General features: G+C 39.9%; 14 protein-coding genes. 7 read left to right on the forward strand and 7 right to left on the reverse strand.

The window, feature by feature from the left end; translation table 11 throughout:
• The first annotated feature begins 46 nt into the window (after positions 1-46).
• The 3 genes from OQZ33_RS08925 (at position 47) to OQZ33_RS08935 (ending at position 4,325) form a co-directional block, all read left to right on the forward strand.
• The gene (locus tag OQZ33_RS08925) at positions 47-1,354 is read left to right on the forward strand and encodes a glycoside hydrolase family 30 protein (protein WP_265798697.1); all 1,308 of its coding nucleotides are present in this window, start codon (positions 47-49) and stop codon (positions 1,352-1,354) included.
• A 17-nt stretch (positions 1,355-1,371) separates the two neighbouring features.
• Complete coding sequence (locus OQZ33_RS08930) at positions 1,372-3,123, forward strand: cellulase family glycosylhydrolase (RefSeq protein WP_265798698.1); 1,752 nt, start codon at positions 1,372-1,374, stop codon at positions 3,121-3,123.
• Between the two features lie 89 nt (positions 3,124-3,212).
• Positions 3,213-4,325 carry a multiheme c-type cytochrome gene (locus tag OQZ33_RS08935; protein ID WP_265798699.1) on the forward strand — a complete coding sequence of 371 codons (1,113 nt, stop codon included), beginning with the start codon at positions 3,213-3,215 and terminating at the stop codon, positions 4,323-4,325.
• Positions 4,326-4,461: 136 nt separating this feature from the next.
• On the opposite strand, the gene OQZ33_RS08940 is transcribed toward OQZ33_RS08935, so the two are convergent.
• Complete coding sequence (locus tag OQZ33_RS08940) at positions 4,462-5,049, reverse strand: Crp/Fnr family transcriptional regulator (protein WP_265798701.1); 588 nt, start codon at positions 5,047-5,049, stop codon at positions 4,462-4,464.
• A 123-nt stretch (positions 5,050-5,172) separates the two neighbouring features.
• Here OQZ33_RS08940 and OQZ33_RS08945 point away from each other — a divergent pair, with 123 nt between their 5' ends.
• Positions 5,173-6,240: an SDR family oxidoreductase gene (locus tag OQZ33_RS08945; RefSeq protein ID WP_265798702.1), complete on the forward strand. Its 1,068-nt coding sequence runs from the start codon at positions 5,173-5,175 to the stop codon at positions 6,238-6,240.
• A gap of 290 nt (positions 6,241-6,530) precedes the next feature.
• Positions 6,531-7,856, forward strand: a complete 1,326-nt coding sequence (locus tag OQZ33_RS08950; protein ID WP_265798703.1) for an alpha/beta fold hydrolase — start codon at positions 6,531-6,533, stop codon at positions 7,854-7,856.
• A gap of 122 nt (positions 7,857-7,978) precedes the next feature.
• On the opposite strand, the gene OQZ33_RS08955 is transcribed toward OQZ33_RS08950, so the two are convergent.
• From OQZ33_RS08955 to OQZ33_RS08975, 5 genes are all read right to left on the reverse strand, one after another.
• Positions 7,979-10,678 (reverse strand): outer membrane beta-barrel family protein, encoded by a 2,700-nt coding sequence (locus OQZ33_RS08955; RefSeq protein WP_265798704.1) that lies wholly within the window; start codon positions 10,676-10,678, stop codon positions 7,979-7,981.
• A 20-nt stretch (positions 10,679-10,698) separates the two neighbouring features.
• Positions 10,699-13,338 (reverse strand): outer membrane beta-barrel protein, encoded by a 2,640-nt coding sequence (locus tag OQZ33_RS08960; protein ID WP_265798705.1) that lies wholly within the window; start codon positions 13,336-13,338, stop codon positions 10,699-10,701.
• Entirely contained in the window at positions 13,335-14,366 is a 1,032-nt protein-coding gene (locus OQZ33_RS08965; protein WP_265798706.1) for a FecR family protein, read from the reverse strand. Before OQZ33_RS08965 ends, OQZ33_RS08960 begins: the two co-directional genes overlap by 4 nt.
• A gap of 54 nt (positions 14,367-14,420) precedes the next feature.
• Positions 14,421-15,035, reverse strand: coding sequence for an RNA polymerase sigma-70 factor (locus tag OQZ33_RS08970; protein WP_265798707.1), 615 nt, complete (start codon positions 15,033-15,035; stop codon positions 14,421-14,423).
• 250 nt (positions 15,036-15,285) lie between these two features.
• The gene (locus OQZ33_RS08975) at positions 15,286-15,816 is read right to left on the reverse strand and encodes a LytR/AlgR family response regulator transcription factor (RefSeq protein ID WP_265798708.1); all 531 of its coding nucleotides are present in this window, start codon (positions 15,814-15,816) and stop codon (positions 15,286-15,288) included.
• A 157-nt stretch (positions 15,817-15,973) separates the two neighbouring features.
• Here OQZ33_RS08975 and OQZ33_RS08980 point away from each other — a divergent pair, with 157 nt between their 5' ends.
• Positions 15,974-16,570: a Crp/Fnr family transcriptional regulator gene (locus OQZ33_RS08980; RefSeq protein ID WP_265798709.1), complete on the forward strand. Its 597-nt coding sequence runs from the start codon at positions 15,974-15,976 to the stop codon at positions 16,568-16,570.
• A 95-nt stretch (positions 16,571-16,665) separates the two neighbouring features.
• Complete coding sequence (locus OQZ33_RS08985; protein ID WP_265798710.1) at positions 16,666-17,493, forward strand: sterol desaturase family protein; 828 nt, start codon at positions 16,666-16,668, stop codon at positions 17,491-17,493.
• A gap of 95 nt (positions 17,494-17,588) precedes the next feature.
• On the opposite strand, the gene OQZ33_RS08990 is transcribed toward OQZ33_RS08985, so the two are convergent.
• Positions 17,589-19,022 (reverse strand): SusD/RagB family nutrient-binding outer membrane lipoprotein, encoded by a 1,434-nt coding sequence (locus OQZ33_RS08990; RefSeq protein WP_265798711.1) that lies wholly within the window; start codon positions 19,020-19,022, stop codon positions 17,589-17,591.
• Positions 19,023-19,031: the final 9 nt, after the last annotated feature.

Raw genomic sequence — 19,031 nt, forward strand, 5'->3', positions numbered from 1 at the left:
TCTGAACGGCTTTGTTAAGGCCCAGGTTGTGCAACAATGGCTGACCATGGCTGATCGATCAGTGCTGTTTACCCGGCAGGCTGATCTTTTGCCTTCTACTGCTTCAAAAAATAACGCACCAACGATCACCATTGACGATCGGCAGAAATTCCAGTCTGTAGATGGTTTTGGCTTCGCTTTAACTGGCGGAAGTGCACAGCACATCATCAAGATGTCGCCACCTGCGAGGGCAGCACTATTGCAGGAACTTTTTGCCACCGGGGGAAATTCCATCGGTATAAGTTACCTCCGGCTGAGTATTGGCGCTTCTGATCTGAACGAGAAAGTATTTTCATATAATGATTTGCCCGAGGGGCAGACCGATCTTTCGCTTCAGCACTTTGATCTTTCTGAAGATAAAAAGGACATTATTCCGGTGATGCGGGAGATTTTGGCCATCAATCCAAAAATAAAAATTATGGCATCGCCCTGGTCGCCGCCGCTCTGGATGAAAACCAGTTACGATGCACGTGGAGGAATGCTGAAGCCGGAATATTATGATGTGTACGCCCGCTACTTTGTTCGTTATATCCAGGAAATGAAAAAAGAGGGCATCGCTATTGACGCCATTACAGTACAGAATGAGCCACTGCATCCAGGAAATAATCCCAGTTTGTTGATGGCGGCTCCAGATCAGGCGATTTTCATTAAAAACAATTTGGGACCGGCATTTAAGGCCGCTAATTTAAAAACGAAAATCATCATCTATGATCATAATGCAGATCGTCCGGATTATCCTATCAGTATTTTAGATGATCCGGGGGCCAGTCAATACATCGACGGCTCGGCATTTCATCTTTATGGTGGCAAGATAGAAGCATTGAGCGATGTTCACCAAGCCCACCCTGATAAAAACATCTATTTTTCCGAGCAGATGGTGGTTGAACCCCCTGATAGCAAAACAATCAATATTATAAATCCTGTCAGGAGACTGATTATCGGTGCGATGAGAAACTGGAGTAAAAATGTAATTGAATGGAACCTTGCGGCCGATCCGGATAATAAACCTTTTACCGACCGCGGCGGCTGCTCCATGTGTCAGGGTGCAATTACCATCAATGGCGATCGCTTTACGAAAAACCTGGCCTACTATTCTATTGCCCATGCCTCAAAATTTGTGCGGCCGGGGGCGGTAAGAATCGCCTCTAACGAAATAGTAGATTTACCAAACGTTGCCTTTAAGACTGCCGATGGTAAAACGGTTCTAATCGTGGCCAATACTGGCAAGGAACTTATTAAATTTAATATCACTCATCGCCAAAAACAACTTAGTGCCAGTTTGCAGAAGGGCGCAGTGGCAACTTATATTTGGTAACTCATTAATTAAAAAATATGTCTCGTTTATATTCAGCTCTCTTCGTTATTTTAATATCTGGCTTAAGTTTAAATGGCTTTAGTCAGGGTTTTTTGAGGGCAGACGGAAAAAAGATTGTCAATGCTAAGGGCGAAAACGTGCTGTTGCGTGGTATGGGACTTGGTGGCTGGATGTTGCAGGAAGGTTATATGCTCAAAATTGAAAAGGAAGGCCAGCAATACAGAATACGCGAACGCATAGAAGCGCTTATGAGTCCGGTACAAACACAGGAGTTTTATGATGCCTGGCTGGCCAATCACGTTCGCAAAATTGATGTAGATTCTATGAAACGCTGGGGCTTCAATTCTGTTCGCTTGCCTATGCATTATAACCTTTATACGTTGCCAGTGGACAAAGAACCTGTGGCCGGCGAGAATACCTGGCTGCAAAAAGGGTTTCAGTTGACTGATAGTCTGCTTTCGTGGTGCAAGGCTAATAATATGTATCTCATTTTAGATTTACATGCCGCTCCTGGTGGTCAAGGTAATGATGTGAACATCGCAGACCGCAATCCTGCTAAACCTAACTTGTGGGATAGCGAGGCTAACCAATTGAAAACGATTGCTTTGTGGAGGAAAATTGCTGAAAGATATAAGGATGAACCGTTTGTTGGTGCTTATGATATTTTAAACGAGCCAAACTATGGATTCCAAAATCCTTCGGCAGACCCTAACGGCACGCAGGAGAAGCTTAATGCGCCTTTAAGAAAATTAATGATGGAGATCACCACTGCTATTCGTGATGTGGATCAGCAACATATGATTATTATTGAGGGCAATGGTTGGGGCAATAATTACAATGGAATTTTTCCCCTATGGGATAAAAACATGGCAATCAGTTTCCATAAGTATTGGAATTACAATGATCAGGCTTCCATTGCACATATGATTAAAGCCAGGGATGATCAAAATGCGCCAATATGGCTAGGGGAAACCGGAGAAAATTCAAATGTTTGGTTCAGGGATGCCATCTCACTTCTGGAAAGCAATAATATTGGCTGGTCGTGCTGGCCTTTGAAAAAAATTGGCGTGAATAATCCTTTGGAGATCCGATCTAATCCAAATTATGATGCCCTGGTAAAATACCTCAATAAAGGGGGCAACAAGCCCAAAGAGAGTAACGTGTATAGCGGCCTGATGGAACTTGCAATTTATAGCCGACTGGAACAAACCATTATCCATAGGGATGTTATTGATGCCATGCTTCGTCAACCATCCAGTAATGAAACTAAGCCTTTCAAAAATCACCTGATCAAAAATGGCTCGATGATATATGCCGTTGATTATGATTTGGGAAGGAACAATATTGCTTATTTTGATCGTGATACGGCCGATTATCATGTTTCGACTAAAAAGCGCTCTGCAGGAAACAGGGGTAGAATTTACCGGAATGATGGTGTAGATATTGCCAAAGATTCTACGGAATATGAACGTTATTATGTAAATAACATTGAAAAAGGGGAATGGTTGCAGTATACGGTCGATGTTCCGAAGAGTGATAATTTTAAGCTTAAAATGAATACTGCTGCCGCTCATGGGAATGGAAGGATGACCATTATCGTGGATGGGAAGGTGATTGTCAAAGCTGTGGCTATTCCAGAAACAGGCAGTGAGAAGAAATTTGTTCCGTTTGAGATTAAGGATGTACCGCTTAAAAAGGGAACGCACAAAATCAGGATCGTAGCAGATGAAGGTGGCTATAATTTTAGCTATATTCAGTTCATCAAATAACCAATTATAATATCCCTTTGAAAGCTTCTATTCGCATCTCCTTAATTTTATCTGCCCTATTTTTTATCATAATAGGGCTTTCCAGGTGTATGAATACAGATGACGCTTTGCCAAAAGATCAAAGGGGCGAAGATTATGCGGGGGCTAAGGCTTGCATGAAATGCCATCAGGATCTTTCCACGAGCTATGCGCACAGTGCTCATGGCTCCACCTCAAGGCCTGTAGTAAATGCCGAGTTACTCGCGATATTTGATAAGGATTCCAATACTTTTCATTACGACGGGCAGCGAAAGGTAATGATTGAACAAAGGAAAAACGGCATTTTTCAAACCGCTTATCTGGATGGAAAACAGGATCATTCAGAGCGGTTTGATATTGTGTTCGGCTCTGGGGAAAAGGCTTATACCTATGGTTATTGGAAGGGGAAAAAGTTGTATGAGCTGCCCTTGTCGTATTTTAGTGCAATCCAAAATTGGGCCATCAGTCCCGGCTTTCCAGGCAACAATTATTACTATGAACGCGGCATTACCAGCCGTTGTTTTGAATGTCATGGATCGTACGTTGAAAAAAAACTGACTCAAAATTCCGCATTTTCCCAGGAGGAAGAAATGGAGAAAGGATCAATTATCTATGGTGTTGATTGTGAACGCTGCCATGGTCCGGCAAAAGCACATGTGGTTTTCCATACCGAAAATCCAGATGAAAAATCAGCGAAGTTTACTACCGTTTTTAAATCGTTAAGTAGAAAACAGAAAATGGATGCTTGTGGCGTATGTCATTCAGGAAATACTCTAATGAGCCAAAAATCCGTTTTTTCATTTAAACCTGGAGATAATCTCGATGATTTCTATGTTCAGGATTTTAGAGGTTTTGGAGGGGCTGAATTGGATGTGCATGGAAACCAGAGTACCATGCTTCAAAGCAGTGCCTGTTATGTTAAATCATCAGCGATGACCTGCCAATCCTGCCATCAAACGCATGAAAATATTAAAGGAAACCTGAGCGCTTATTCGCAGAAATGCATGGGCTGTCATCAGTCAGTAGCACACAGCAAAAATACGCTATCGAAAGGGATGTTAACTGCTAATTGTATTGATTGCCATATGCCAAAAGTAGCCTCAAAACTGATTTCTTTTAAACAGGCCGGACGCGATCAGGTTAGTCCATATCCTTTACGTTCCCATCGTATAGCTATTTATTAATTCTGCGCTTCCTAGCGAGCATAGTATCCCATTAGGCACAAAAAATCGAAAAAATTTGAGTTAAACCCCGGGGAAATCACAAAGGCCCTAAACGGAATACCTACCTTAACGATATTTATGCCAAGCCTCTGTACCTTTATTTTCCTGCTGGTATTTTACGCTTTATCCGACTTAGGGTTTCAGGTGCTATTCCGAGATAGGACGCGATTAAGTGTTGCGGTATTCGGTTGCTTACCTCCGGATTGGTTTCAATAAATTCACTATACCTTTCACTGGCAGAGTAGGTTATGGAATTTCGAAGTCTACGTTCTTTGGTCACAATACTATTCTGGTATAAAATTCTGAAAAACCTGTCCATTTTGGGCACTTGAAGAGTGAGCGCTTCATAGTTTTCTTTGGAAATCAAAAGCAACTCAGCATCTTCCAGGGCGTCAATGAAGGATACTGATTTTATTCCTGTTAAAAAACTACTGAAATCAGATAGCCACCAGCCTTCCCATCCGAAAATACTTACACGTTCGATTCCTTTTTCATCAACATTGAAAGTTTTCAGCAAGCCGCTGCACACAAAGGCCATATTCCTGCACACTTCACCCTCACTTAACAGGTATTGCTTTTTCGCTAATTGTTTAGGTATAAAATGCTCGAAAACCATATGCTTTTCTTCAGGAGAAAGCGATATTTTTCGATCAATGTGACTGAAGAGGATTTCAAAACTGTTCATGAACTTTTTTGGTTTGGAATATCGGTACTACCTGTTATTTGAAGATATGGATTTGCCCTCTTGACAAATATCAAGTGTATTTCAATATCTCGACTATAACTTTGCACAAATAAAAAGAAAAATATGAAAAGGATAGCATTAGTGGTTGGAGCAAGTGGCATCACGGGAGGAAATCTGGCGGAAAAACTGATTGAACAGGGTTGGGAAACATACGGCCTTTCCCGAAATCCAAATTCGGAGAATGAAAAACTTATATCTGTTGCTGCAGACCTGCTTGATTTAAAAAGTTTAGAAACCGGACTTACTAATATTTTGCCGACGCATGTCTTTATTACCACATGGATGCGCAATAATACGGAAGCGGAAAATGTTCGGGTAAACGGATTAATGGTGCGAAACCTGCTGAGCGTCCTTTCGCCAAAACAAACAGTGGAACATGTAGCACTGGTAACCGGGTTGAAACATTACCTCGGACCATTTGAGGCTTACGCAAAAGAAGGTTTTCTTCCTGAAACACCTCTCAGAGAGGAACATCCCCGCCTAGATTTGGAAAATTTTTATTATGCTCAGGAAGATGAAGTTTATGCCGGAGCTGCGAGAGATGGTTATACCTGGAGCATACATCGGCCGCATACAGTAATTGGCCATGCTGTTGGTAACGCCATGAATATGGGAACTACACTGGCAGCTTATGCCACGATCTGTAAGGAAACTGGAAATGCTTTTGTTTGGCCAGGTTCAAAAGCACAGTGGGAAGGAATATCTGATGTAACGGATGCAAGAATTTTAGCTGCTCATTTAATTTGGGCTTCGACCACAGATTCTGCAAAAAATCAGGCTTACAATGTGGTAAATGGAGATGTATTTCGCTGGAACCGGCTTTGGAAAAAAATTGCCGATTACTTTGAAATTGCTAGTGTTGGCTTCAACGGGGATATAAATCCATTGGAAGATCAGATGAGTAATGCTTCTTCAGTATGGGCAGATATCGCCAGTAAATATCATTTAAAAGAAACGAACCTGGATCGATTAGCCTCAGCCTGGCATACTGATCTGGATCTGGGCAGGCCAATAGAGGTGATGACCAGCATGTCAAAAAGCAGGAATTTCGGGTTTATGGAATATCAGGATACAGAGGAAACATTTTTCAATCTGTTCGAAAGTTTGCGTGATAAAAAATTGATTCCTTAAATAAAGTTTTTTATCAAAAAAGAAACTTATCAGCTAGATTTTTTTCGGATGGAGCTTAAGCAATTCATCAGGCAATCGATTATAAAAAAGAATGTTTAAGCGGTAAAATCATACACAAGCATCCCGATTAAATCGAGCAAAAATGGTGGAGGTGCGCTGTCATAATAGAGACGTAAAATGAATTTTGGTATTTTAATAATTTCTGCTTAGTGTTTTTGATAGATAAAATTAATTTGAAATTCTAATTTAGCGCCGAGATTGACTTTAGTAACATTGTTTTATTCTGCTATATGAGGTATAACACCATTCGGTTTTGCGCTATAATTTTCTTTTTTGCCTCCGCTTTGCCTTGCTTTGGACAACTTACTACCAGTAATGATCTTGGGATTGTACGGGAAATTCCAATTAAATCTTTTATAGGAAAGCGCTTCAAGGCAGGAGTGGATATCAAGAATATACCATCCGACAGTATTGGCCTGGCGGGATTCTTTTTTCTTCAGGTTGGAAAAGGAGATTATGATTTTGTTCCCGGAACAAGGCAATCGAAACCTGCTACTAATAAAGATTCTGCCTGGCATCACTATGAGATCGCCGGAACTGTAGCGTCAAGTGCACAAAAGGTATGGTTATATGTGAATACCCGTGGAAATGGGGATTTTTATTACGATAATTTTAGCTTCGAGGTGGAAACGGCTGCTGGTTTGTGGAAAAAAGTGGTTATCCCTAATGCTGATTTCGAAGAATCGCCATTGCCACTTAAAGGCTTTAGGGGCACTGAAACTTTAAAGGAAAAACAAGGGGTAAAAATAGAACTGGCCTTGGATAGCGATCAAAATATTCTTCACCATCTGCATATACACTCCAGGAATGCAAAGGTCATTTATCCTTATGGACGTGATAAGCTCAAAGGTAAATACATCGATGTTGCGGGCTCAAAAATTTACTATGAAACTTATGGATCAGGCGAGCCTTTGCTGTTGCTACATGGTAACGGTGGATCTATTAGTGATTTCAAATCGCAGATAGGGGAGTTTGCTAAGCACTTTCAGGTAATCGCAGTAGATACCAGGGCACAGGGAAAAAGTTCAGGAAATAGGTCTGAATCCCTTTCGTATGATCTATTTGCGGAAGATATGAAAACGCTTTTAGATAGTCTACATCTCAAAAATGTGAGTATTTTAGGTTGGAGTGATGGCGGAAATACCGGTCTTACTCTTGCCATTAAAAATCCTGATTACGTTAAAAGATTGGTAGTGATGGGCGCTAACCTTAATCCTGAAGAATCCGCTGTTAGTCCGAAAATTTTGAAGCAAACTAAAAGTGATCTGAATAAGCTAAAGGCGAAAAACAATCCTGATGATAAGAATACCGTGCTGCTCCTCGAGATGTTATTAAAGGAGCCTCAGATTGATCAAAAGTCGCTTAAAAAGATAACCGCCAAAACACTGGTACTTGCGGGTGAGAAAGATATTATTTTAGAGGAGCATACCCGATCTATTGCAGAGGGAATACCCGGAGCAGAAGTACAGCTGCTACAGGGTGCAACCCATTTCGCTCCCAAGGAAAATCCGTCAGCTTTCAACAAAATTGTGTTGGATTTTTTGATGAGGAAATAATTGTTCTCATCTGCGTTCAGTCGGCTATTTTCTGTGAAGAGATCTAGGGTTTATTCAAGATGTTTGAGCAAGAGTGAGATCTAAATCCATCTGAGTAAATAGCCGAAAATACTTTCTAAATGTTATTTGATTCGGCCACTTTCATTCTCTAAAGCAGAAGTTCGGGTTCTTGGACCTTTTGAGTTTCCGGTAGAAAACTTGTAACTGAAGCTCAGTTTTAGTTGTCTGGTTTCAAAATAGCTATAGTTTCGGATGGTAAAATCCCCTATGCTTTGAAAGGAGTTTGCCTTGCTTCCTTTGAAAATATCACTATAAACAACTCTTAAAGTTCCATTCTTTCGCCAAAAGCTTCGCTGTAATCCTATGTCTACCTGACTATTGGGTTCAAAGAACTGATTTGCTCCAACAAGGCGTTTAGAGTTGTAAAATCCCATCAGTTCGCCAACAAAACCCTTGGGCAATCGGAATGTCTGCTGGAGACTTAATCTCGCAGCTGTTTGTTTAAGATCAAGGGTTCGGCTATTCCCGAAATCAATGTTGTTATTAAGACGGAAAAGCGTTCCATTAAAGGTAATATCCCACCAAGCCACAGGCTTTAGCGATTGGGTTAGTGTTAATGCAACATGCTGTTGATTGCCCAGGTTTCGGGGAATCATAACAATTTTCGATGAACCGATGGTATCCGTTACCTCCATGCTAAAATCATTGTTATACGTATAACCTAAGCCGATGATGGTGCTTTTGTGTACATATTGTATTAGTCCTCGATGGCTGATCTGAGGTTTCAGGAATGGATTTCCTTGCCAGAAAGAAAGTTCATCCAATAAATAAATAAAGGGATTTAGATTTTGGTAAGCTGGCCGATCTATCCTTTTGGAATAACTAAAAGAAAAGCTATGTGAAGGGGAGGCCGTTAAACTGGCGGAAAAGAAAGGGAAGAAGTTCGTGTAGTTTCGGTTGATAGTTTGCTGATTGCCTGAAATTTCGGAAACTTCTTCGAGCATACCTCTCGAACGTGAATTTTCAACCCTCAAACCGCCCTGGAGTTGCCATTTTCCAAATGGTTTCTTATAGTTAACATAACCACTGCTAATGTTCTCCTCGAAAGAGAATTTGTTCGATCTTGAGGGATCCAGCACTTCACCTGCCGGCTGGATTTCCAGAAACCGGGAGTTGTTTGAAGAGGATACGCTTGAATATTTCACCCCAGTCTCCAGTTTTCCTTTCCAAAGATTTGTCGTGTAATCGACTTTAACCGCACCTAAACTAATATCAATACCATTTAATGAGCGATAAAGGTTATCACTGAGTACAGTTTGATCATTCAGCGTATACTTGTTAGATTGAAGGTTTCCTGCTCGTTTGGTAAAATTCCCATAGTCCGCGTCAATATTCAGAATTCTGCCTAACGTATCTTCAAATTTATAATTCGCGTTAAAATTATATCGTTGGGTACCTTGCGCATAATAGTCGTTCACTGCAGTAAGCGTTTGCTCCACTATCTTCGTCGACTCCAGGCCAATTTCGGTTTTGGTATCTGTTATTCCTCCACCAAAAAGGAAATTACCATTTAGTAATATGCCTACAGTACTTTTTTTATTAATCATAAAATCTGCACCAATTCTCGATCCGATTTTATTTCTTTTGTCAACGTCATCGGTGAAGCTATTATAGAATCTACCCTCTTGAATTCGGTCTCCTCCGTAGAGATAAGAATAATAGCCGAAAAAATGACTATAGGAACCATAAAAATTGAATCTGTTTTTTCTATAGTTGATGGAAAGATCCTGATTGTTTCTCAAATAAACGCCATAATTTAGCCCTGAGGTGATGCTCATGTTCAAGCCATTTACAGTCGATTTCAAAGTCTTTACATTGATAATCCCAGCCGTACCTGCAGCATCGTATTTGGCTCCGGGACTGTTGATGATTTCAATTGATCTGATATTGGAGGATGACATCGTCTTAAGTAGTTCTGCAACTTCTCCGTTAGATAAATAACTCATCTTTCCATCAATTAAAATCGATGCCCCCGATTTACCATTCAACGAGATGGAATTATCACTGGCAACGCTGACACCTGGTGCCCGGGCTAACAGTTCAAGTGCATTTGTGCCCTGTGCGCTGATGCTTTTGGAGACGTTGAAGACAATATTTCCGTCATTCATTTCAATTACCCTTTGATTTCCATTAACCTGTACCGATTGTAGATTTTTAGATTGGGATTCGAGGGTGATCTTTCCAAAATCTTGTATCCCGATAGGATATTTATCCACTGGCAATTTTAGAATTAGGTTGTCGTATCCAAGGGAAGTTAGCTTCAAAGTGAAACCATTATTTTTTCTCAATGGATAGGAGAATTTAAAATTTCCATGCTCGTCTGCAATGGTTCCACCTACCAACACTCCGCTTTCTAAAAGTGAAACTGTTACAAATGGAACTCCATGGTCATTGCTATTCATAACTTTTCCAGAAATGATCACTTGATTAGGGCTGGATTTTTCAAGCTCCATCTCTTTGCTTCGAATCACAATCAATGATGCTGAAAGTGTTTGAGAAAATAGGTTTTTGAAGGCTAGGACGCTATCCAGTAATTTATTTACGTTTATTTTATTTGCCTCAATTGATATCAACGTAGAATCGGAAACGATTTCGTTACTGTAAATAATGGAGTATCCTGTTTGACTCTGGATCTGCTTAAATAGCTCTATAATAGGTTTTTTATCAAGTTTTACTGTAACCTGTTGGGCATTCGCTGATAAACTCGCAACGATGAATAACGCAAGCGTGATAATGAAATAACGATATTTTTTAGCAGTCATAGCCAATACTCTTAAAGTAGTTAATTACCCATCCTTCTATTTTCCTCTTTATTGCTTTGCTCAATGTTGTTTTGATTAAACTTATTACCGAGGCTGAAATTATAGCTGAAGGATAAACTAATATTCCGGGTTTGTCGCTTTTGATAAAAATCGATTATGGTGCCGTTATTAAACGAAAATTCCTTTTCTCCCACGGTATTAAATACGTCGGAAAGATAAATTCGCAACACTCCTTTTTCTTTAATTATTTTTTGAGAAAGCATCAGATCAACGTAGAACAGATGCCCGAGCCTCGTGTTACCGGAAAGCGATGGGGATTTATATTCTAAAATGATATCCAAGCTCGGTAATTTTTTGAAACTTATGGTCTGCATAGATTTTGCGGCCAGCGTAGTCTTTGTATTGCCCAGGTTATTTGTAGAAGCTGAAGCCCGGTAAAGGGAAAGGCTGTAGTTGCTCTTCCAGGCCTTCGAAATTTGCGGTGAAGCATTTAAGTTCAAGCCGTATTCCGTACCTTTTCTAAAGTTAAATGATTTGTACTCGACAACATTATTAGCAATTGTATTAGCCAGCAAGGCAATCAGATTAGCGGTTGAAGAGAAATAAACATCGAAACTGTAATGGCTCAGGAAATTATAACCTGCCTGAAAATTATGCGAATATTGTGGCAGTAGGTCAGGATTTCCCGTTAAAATCATATAGTCGTGAACTTGCAACCGATAAGGATTAAGATCATTAAAAGATGGTCGTTGAAGCCTTTTGGAGTAGTTAAGGAAGAGCGATGAACCTTTATCTTCATTGAGCGTTCTCATTAAATAAACCGATGGAAATAGGCTAAAATATTTTCTTTTGAAAGCGTCGCCCGATGTAACTGAAAGTCCGTTGGAATGGGTTTGCTCGGCTCTTAATCCAATTTTAAGGCTGTTTGGGCCGATAGTTTTTTCAAGCGTTGTATAAGCCATGGCCAACTGTTCTTTATACAGAAACTGATTACTGATTAGCGGATTATTTATCCACAGGCCTTGAGCCAGATTTTCGCTTATGCTTTCATTATCTCTGTGGATAGCACTATACTTTATTCCACTCTTCAATTCAAGTTTATTTTTCCAGTTTTTGGTGTAATCAATTTGGCCGGCATAAATTTCTGTACTGCTCGGTGTCAAGGTTCTGGATTGCATGTTGCTTAACGGGGAGCTATAAGTTGTTAAAAGCTGATTTTGCTCCTTTTTAGCGTTTTCAGAATAATCTCCAATCACCTTTAATGAGGAGCCAAGACTGTCGATCTTCCATGTATAGTTAAGCGTGGTGCTATTAAATTTAATTTTTCTATCCCAATCTGCACGGGCATAACCTGTTCTGGTGGTGATATTTCGATAGTTGATATCTGTTAAAAATAGTTGCGATGGTTGATTCTTTGAACCTGTATTTTGTATTGCCAGTGATTGATTTGACGCAATGTCGTAAACCGCATTGAAACGATATTGATATCTCGAAATTTTGTTGCTGCGAACCGTTGTATTGCTAAAGGTGCTCGCATCAGGGTAGTAAAAGGTTTCTTCACCATAAGAAGAATTTTTATCATTGGTGTATGAGCCATTACCGGCTAAATAAAGCCTTTTTAGCTTGTAAGCCAACGAGCTTCCACTAGTGATCAATCCCTGCTTTCCCTGTTTTTGATACCTCGCATTCAGGGATCCGTTAAGACCATCTTTCCGGGATTTGTTGAGCACAATATGAACGATCCCACCTGTTCCTGCGGCCTCGAATTCTGCAGGCGGGTTATATATTACCTCAATTTTACTGATATCTTCGGACCTTAGTGATTTTAGGTATTCTGCTAAGTCATCTTGCGACATCCGCTGAACAACGTCGTTGATCATCACCATCACAGATTGATTTCCCTTAATCCTGATGCTGCCATCCTGATTTACCCAAATTCCAGGAGATTTTTGTAATACCTCGAAAGCTGATAATCCTTGGGCTAGTGAACCGTTCTCCACATTAACGATGTAACGGTCGGTTTTTCTTTCGATGAGTGGTTTAGTGTTGACGACTGTTACGGTTTGCAAGGTTTGTGCGTCTTCAAACATCACCAGCTTTTGTAAATGAGAAATATCTACAAGGGTAAAGGAAATTTCGAGTGGTTTATAACCGACAAAGGTTGCCAGTAACCTATAGCCATGTTCGGGTAAAAGAGGAGAGCTGAGCTGGTAAAAACCGTTATCATCACTTACTGTTTTTTCTATGATATCTGATGATCGTAGTAGGGTTAAGGATACAAAGGGGATGCCTACGCCATTTTTATCTGTTATTGTTCCGGAGAATGCCGACCTGGAAACATCGCGGTTTTTCAGCGGGTAATTTTGATAACCAACTGCAATCAGTTTTTCGGAGATTAAATTAAAAACCAATCGATGGGCTTTAAGAGCCGTTCCAAGCACGTTGGAAACAGCCATGTCTTTTACCTTTATCGATACCAGCATCGTATCCTGAACAACTTCATCACTGTATATAAAACCATAATCGCAATGTTTTTCGATTTGTTTAAACAATTCTTTAAGCGGTTGTTGCCGCAACGTCAAGGTTAATTTTCTTTCCTGAGCCGAAATATCGGAACCCACTATCCACAGTAGCACAAGAAGCATCATCGCCTTTCTCATTCCCGTTCCTTAATTACAACCAACCTTTTGTTGATTGTATAGTTCAGTGGGTATGATAATTTAAGGGAAGCTATTGCCTGTTCGATCGTTTCGTTTATAAATATTCCGCTAAACCTTTTTTCCTTTAGCGCTTCGCTTTGGATATCTATTTTAACATCGTACTTTTTCTCAATTTTAAGGACCAAATCCTTAAGCTTTTCTTTTCTGAAAACAAGCGTGTCAGCAATCCATCTGGTTTCAGCCAAAAGCACAGCTGGATTTACCAATTTCATTTGTAGCTTATTCTCTTTATCCTTTAGTTGTGTGTTGTAAATAATTTTTTGATTGGGGCGTAATAATAAACTGTTGTTATTTAGTCTGTCACTAATTTCAATGAGTCCTCTTAGTAGTGCTACCTCAATATCTTTGCTATTCTTTTCAGCTTTGACATTAAAAGCGGTGCCTTTTACCTCGATATCAATATTTCCAGCGTGAACATACAGCGGAACCTGGTTGTTTTTGACTACATCAAAATAGGCTTCGCCTTCTATTATTATTTCTCTTGCACTTGCGCCAAAGCCCTTATTGTAACGTAAGGTTGAATGTTTGTTTAACCAAACTTTGGTGCCATCGTCCAGCATTTTAAAAGTCTTCACTTCTTGAGTGGTTAGCTGCTCAAATTCAGTAGGTTGTTGCCTGTTTAGACGTTGGTAAAGCAATAAACCTGCAAAGAATATGATAATTATGGCTGCAGCTGATCTAATCCATATTGCCGAGCGGACAATTTTATTTGGTTTGGAATAGCTGTATTTACCCTTGAACTGTTCATTTTCATTTGCCCCAACAGTGGCCCAGATTTGGTTTAACTGCTGCTGACCATCCGGGCTGACGGTTGTAGGTTGCTTACGCAGATAGTTCTCCAAATCATCTGCCAATGCTTTATAATGTTCATTTTCGCTGATCGCGACGTTTAAAAGATCTTGGTTCTCGGCATTAATTTTACCCGAAATTTTTTGGGAAAATAATTTAATGAATTTTTGTCTGTTCATCACTCCATGCTTTTACATTAAAGACAGTTTCAATTTAAAAACTACTCACTACGGTTAGAAAAAAAAGGAAAGAAGCAATTGAGAAGCCACCCTACGCTTTTTCCTATTTTGAGGGTGATAACCTAAATATAGACTCAGCGTATCCGCCAAAGATTTGACAGCTTTGTATAGCTGGTTTTCAACCGTCCTCACCGAAATTCCCATAATTTCTGCTACAGCCTTGGTCTTTAATCCATCTTCTTTGATAAGAATAAAAATAATTCTTCGCTGTTCTGGGAGTCCAGCCACTGCTTCATCAAGGAAATTGTATAACTCCTGGTCAGCCATACCCGAATTTTCTTGATTCATGGGTTCTTCTATGGGAGAAGAGAGGCTGAAGATTGAATTTCTCTTTTTTTCGGATCTAATCAGATTGAGACAGGCATTCTTTATTGAAATGAACAAATATACTTCTGGATTGATCACCTGAGAGAGATTGTGCCGTTTGAGCCATAGTTTCACAAAGAGTTCAGATGTGATTTCTTCAGCGCCTTCCTTACTTTTAATATATTGTTTTGCCAAACACAGTAGCTTATGGTGATATAGCATGAAAAGCTCATCGAAAGCAGCTTTGCTACCCTGCTCAATGTTTTCAAATAGCGATAAAATCTTAAGTTCTTTCTCTGACATTAACAGGCAATCTCTTGTTGTCGTATGTTTTACTAGGCACTTTGTATTAAAGACACCGATGTTTCAAGATATACTTATTCCAACAGAAAATAAATTATTTTAGAAGAAAACGATGAGGAGTCATTATATGCTGATAATAGAAACGAATAAATTATCCTTAAATGATTTATCAGCTTTAACTATTGTTTCAACAACTTCTTTCGAGAAGAGTTTTATAGTTAGATTTCTTAAGCCAGGCGAAAGCCGACCATCATCTGTTGATTGAATCAGAAACATTCTTTACGATCTGCTGATTTACCGTGTTAAGGAATCTTTTAAAGCCAATAGGTTTCACTAAAAAAGCATCTGCATTTACTTCAAATGCGGAGAGGGCATTTTCAACATGACCGCTGGTAATAATAATCGATTTTACCTGATTACGAACCATTTTTGCAATATCCAATCCTGATATCTCCATATTGATATCAAGGAATAAGATATCGGCTTTGAGTCCGCCTTGTAGGGCTTTCAAACCCGAAACTGGGTCAAGATAAAATTTAAGTAGCTCAAGTTTTGGTATCTTGGAGATATATTCTTTTAATATCTCTATCGAACTAAATTCATCATCAATAATTACACAGCTGTATCTTTTTCCGGCATCTTTCATCGTAAGAAAAAACGGGGCAAAGTATAGAATGTTTTCTGCTAACAACCAGGTGAAGTAGGGTATTAACAAATGCGTATAAAGCAGCGTATTTCTCCCGTAACTGAGATTATAAATGTCTGATGTTATGTCTTCCATCCTGATTTTTGTTTTCCTGGATTTAAGTTTGTATGCTGTTCAGGTTTATTGAGGATATCTGAGTGATCGCAAAAATAAGACGGGAGCGTGCGATAGCTTTTGCTAGGCTGCTATTATATTTTTATTTTAGCCATTGCTCATTACCACTATTATTTATATGAGAACATCAATTGATACCTTACAGGAATTATTGTTTGATTTAGCCGGGATTATGCCTGCGGATACCGGGCCTTTATTTGCCATGACCACTGTGGTATCGCTGGAAACAAATGAAGCCTATATCCGCGAAGGCGAAAATAGCCGCAGACTGGCTTTTATAGAACAAGGTATCATTCGGGTATACATCATTAAGGAGAATGGTGATGAAGCTACTCTTCTTCTGCGTGGCGAAGGCAAGTTTATTGCCTCACACGATACTATTATTAACCGCCAACCTTCAAGATTTATCTACCGTGCTCTTGAACCTGTAAAGTTATTACAGATTGACTATGATGTTTTGGAGGAAATTTTGAAGACACACCCGGAGTACGAACCGCTCCGAAATTTTTTTCTGATGAAAATGCTGGCGGAATCCTTAAAAATGTTGGAATCGTTTGTTACGCAATCGCCTGAGGAGCGCTACCGGGAACTTCTTACTGAGCGTTTTGACCTGGTAAACAGAGTGCCAGATAAATACATTGCCTCCATGCTCGGTATTACTCCGGTTTCTCTAAGCCGTATTCGAAAAAGAATGTATACAAAAGGCAAGCAATGACATAAATTATCTTTTGTTAAGCTGCTAAATTATCTTTTGTTAACGGCGCAAAATCTATCTGTTCTATACTTTTGAGAGACAAAAATAATATAGATATGGAAAAGATAATAGAATCCGCCGTTGGTATTTTTAGTATTTCAGCCATCCGGTATTTTGTACTTGCCGGAGTTCCTTTCATGCTGTTTTATCTCTTGATGCCTGCTAAACTGAATAAGTTTAAAATTCAGCAAAAGTCGGCAACAAAAAAAGACTTCATCCGTGAGGTATGGCATTCCATGCAGAGTACGTTTGTATTTTCAATCATCGCAGTGGTGTTAATTTTCACCCCAATTAAGCAGTACACCAGAATTTATAGTCAGATCGATGATTTCCCGGGATGGTATATCGGTGTTGCTTTGGTTTTGAGCCTCGTAATCCATGATACTTATTTTTATTGGATGCACCGACTGCTACATCATAAAAAACTTTTCAAACTTGCCCATCTGGTTCATCATAAAAGCACTAATCCGTCACCATGGACTTCTTATAGTTTCCATATACTGGAAGCCTTTACCGAAGGCTTTGTTTTGGTGCTAATTGTGATGCTGTTGCCGATGCATCCCTTAACAATATTGCTGTTTACTGTGACAGGTTTCATCATAAATGTGTACGGCCATCTTGGCTATGAAATCATGCCTAAATGGTTTCGCTTCACCCTGGCGTTTGAAGTTTTGAATACTTCAGTTCACCATAACCTGCACCACAGTAAATTTAAGGGAAACTATGGACTGTATTTCAGGTTCTGGGATAGGGTAATGGGCACCGAACATCCGGATTATGTGAAGGAATACGACCGCTTGCAGGATCAGCGCTTTGCTCGGGATCCTTTTGATAAACGAGAGTTGAAGATACAGCAAAAGGAGAAATATGAGCAGGCGCTCTAACATCAGGCTCGGACAAATATTTTGTTACAAAAATGCCCTGGAAACATTTGGGTTTCCAGGGCAAAATTACTTTTTCAGTCTGAGATAAAGCTAGACTAATTGATATCAAACCATAATTTGGTGGTCAGCAGGTCAGCACCCTGGCTGGCCACCGCATTTTTATAGCTTTGTCCATTTAGGGATTGCTCTGTACCCGGATAAATAAAACGTACCGGAATCTGGCCATTTAGTACGGTATTCACCGAAGCGGTAAGTTGCGGGTAATCCAATCGGCGACGCTCTGCCCATGCTTCCAAACCCTGACCAAAAAGCGCAAGCCATTTTTGCTCACCGATTGATTTTTTATAATTAGCAGCATCATATTGAACTGATGCCTGCGCCAGATAAGCATTGGCTGCAGCATCTGATACACCAAATTGTTTCAGCGAAGCTATGATGCCTTGCTTGTAAAGATCTGCAGCATTTTCTGTAGTTAAGCCTCTTGCAGCAGCCTCGGCTCTATCGAAAAGTAATTCTGCATAGCTGAAAATTACGGCAGGGGATTGTGGCGCAAGAAAATAAGTTCCTGGCTTGGATGTTTTGGCAAAACCCAGGTTACTGGCTTCTGAATTGGTTAATCCATTGGGCAAACCAACATATTCTTCAGGGGTTGCGGTTTGTGTTCTGCTTGCATAAACTGGCAGGCGTGGGTCATTTAGCGAAAACAGCTTATCAACTATTGTTTTGCTAATCCGGTAATCATCACGGGTATCAAATTGTGCACTTACAGGGTTCTGTTGTGGGGAGATCTGGTAAATCAATTGGGCAATATCGGTATTATCACTGATATATTGATCGCCATCAGCCTTAATTTCATCCAATACCTGCTTTGCCTTTGCAGGTTCTCTGTCTGCAATTCTCAAAGCGATTCTTAACCGTAAAGAGTTAGTGAACTTTTTCCATTTACCAATATTTCCACCATAGATAATGTCACCTGTAATGGCTTTCCCTGCTGGATCAAGAGCGTTTTTAGCATTTTTCAGATCTTCCAAGAGGCCAAAATATACGTCTTTTTGTTTATCATAAGCTGGTGTAATGAATTCGTCTAATTTTCCTGCCTGACTGTAGGGAATATCACCATAGGCATCTGTAAGCAACAGGAATGACCAGGATCTTAAAGTCAAAGCCACACCCCGGTAATTTGGATTGGCGGTGGTATTTCCAATCTCAATGATCTTGTTAAAACCGGTGATACTTTGGGAGTACAAAGTAGACCATAAAGAGATAAAACTACTGTTCGAATAAATAAAGCGATCTTCTTCGGTATACTGGACCTTTGCCCAGTGTTGCGCAAAAAGAAGACTCGAATTCATGTTGTTTGTTGTTCCCCAATAGGCATCGGCTGTGTTTTTTATCGCAGCAGTAAGCAGATAATCAGGCTGTGCATTTTCAGTAGCGTTCGGATTGATGTTTACTTCGTCGAGTTCCTTGCCGCAGGAGGCCGCTAAAATTGAAACGAAAGCAGTGATATATAGGAATTTATTTTTCATGTGGATAGG

Source organism: Pedobacter sp. MC2016-05, assembly GCF_026239735.1.
In the GTDB taxonomy this organism is placed as follows: Bacteria; Bacteroidota; Bacteroidia; order Sphingobacteriales; family Sphingobacteriaceae; genus Pedobacter.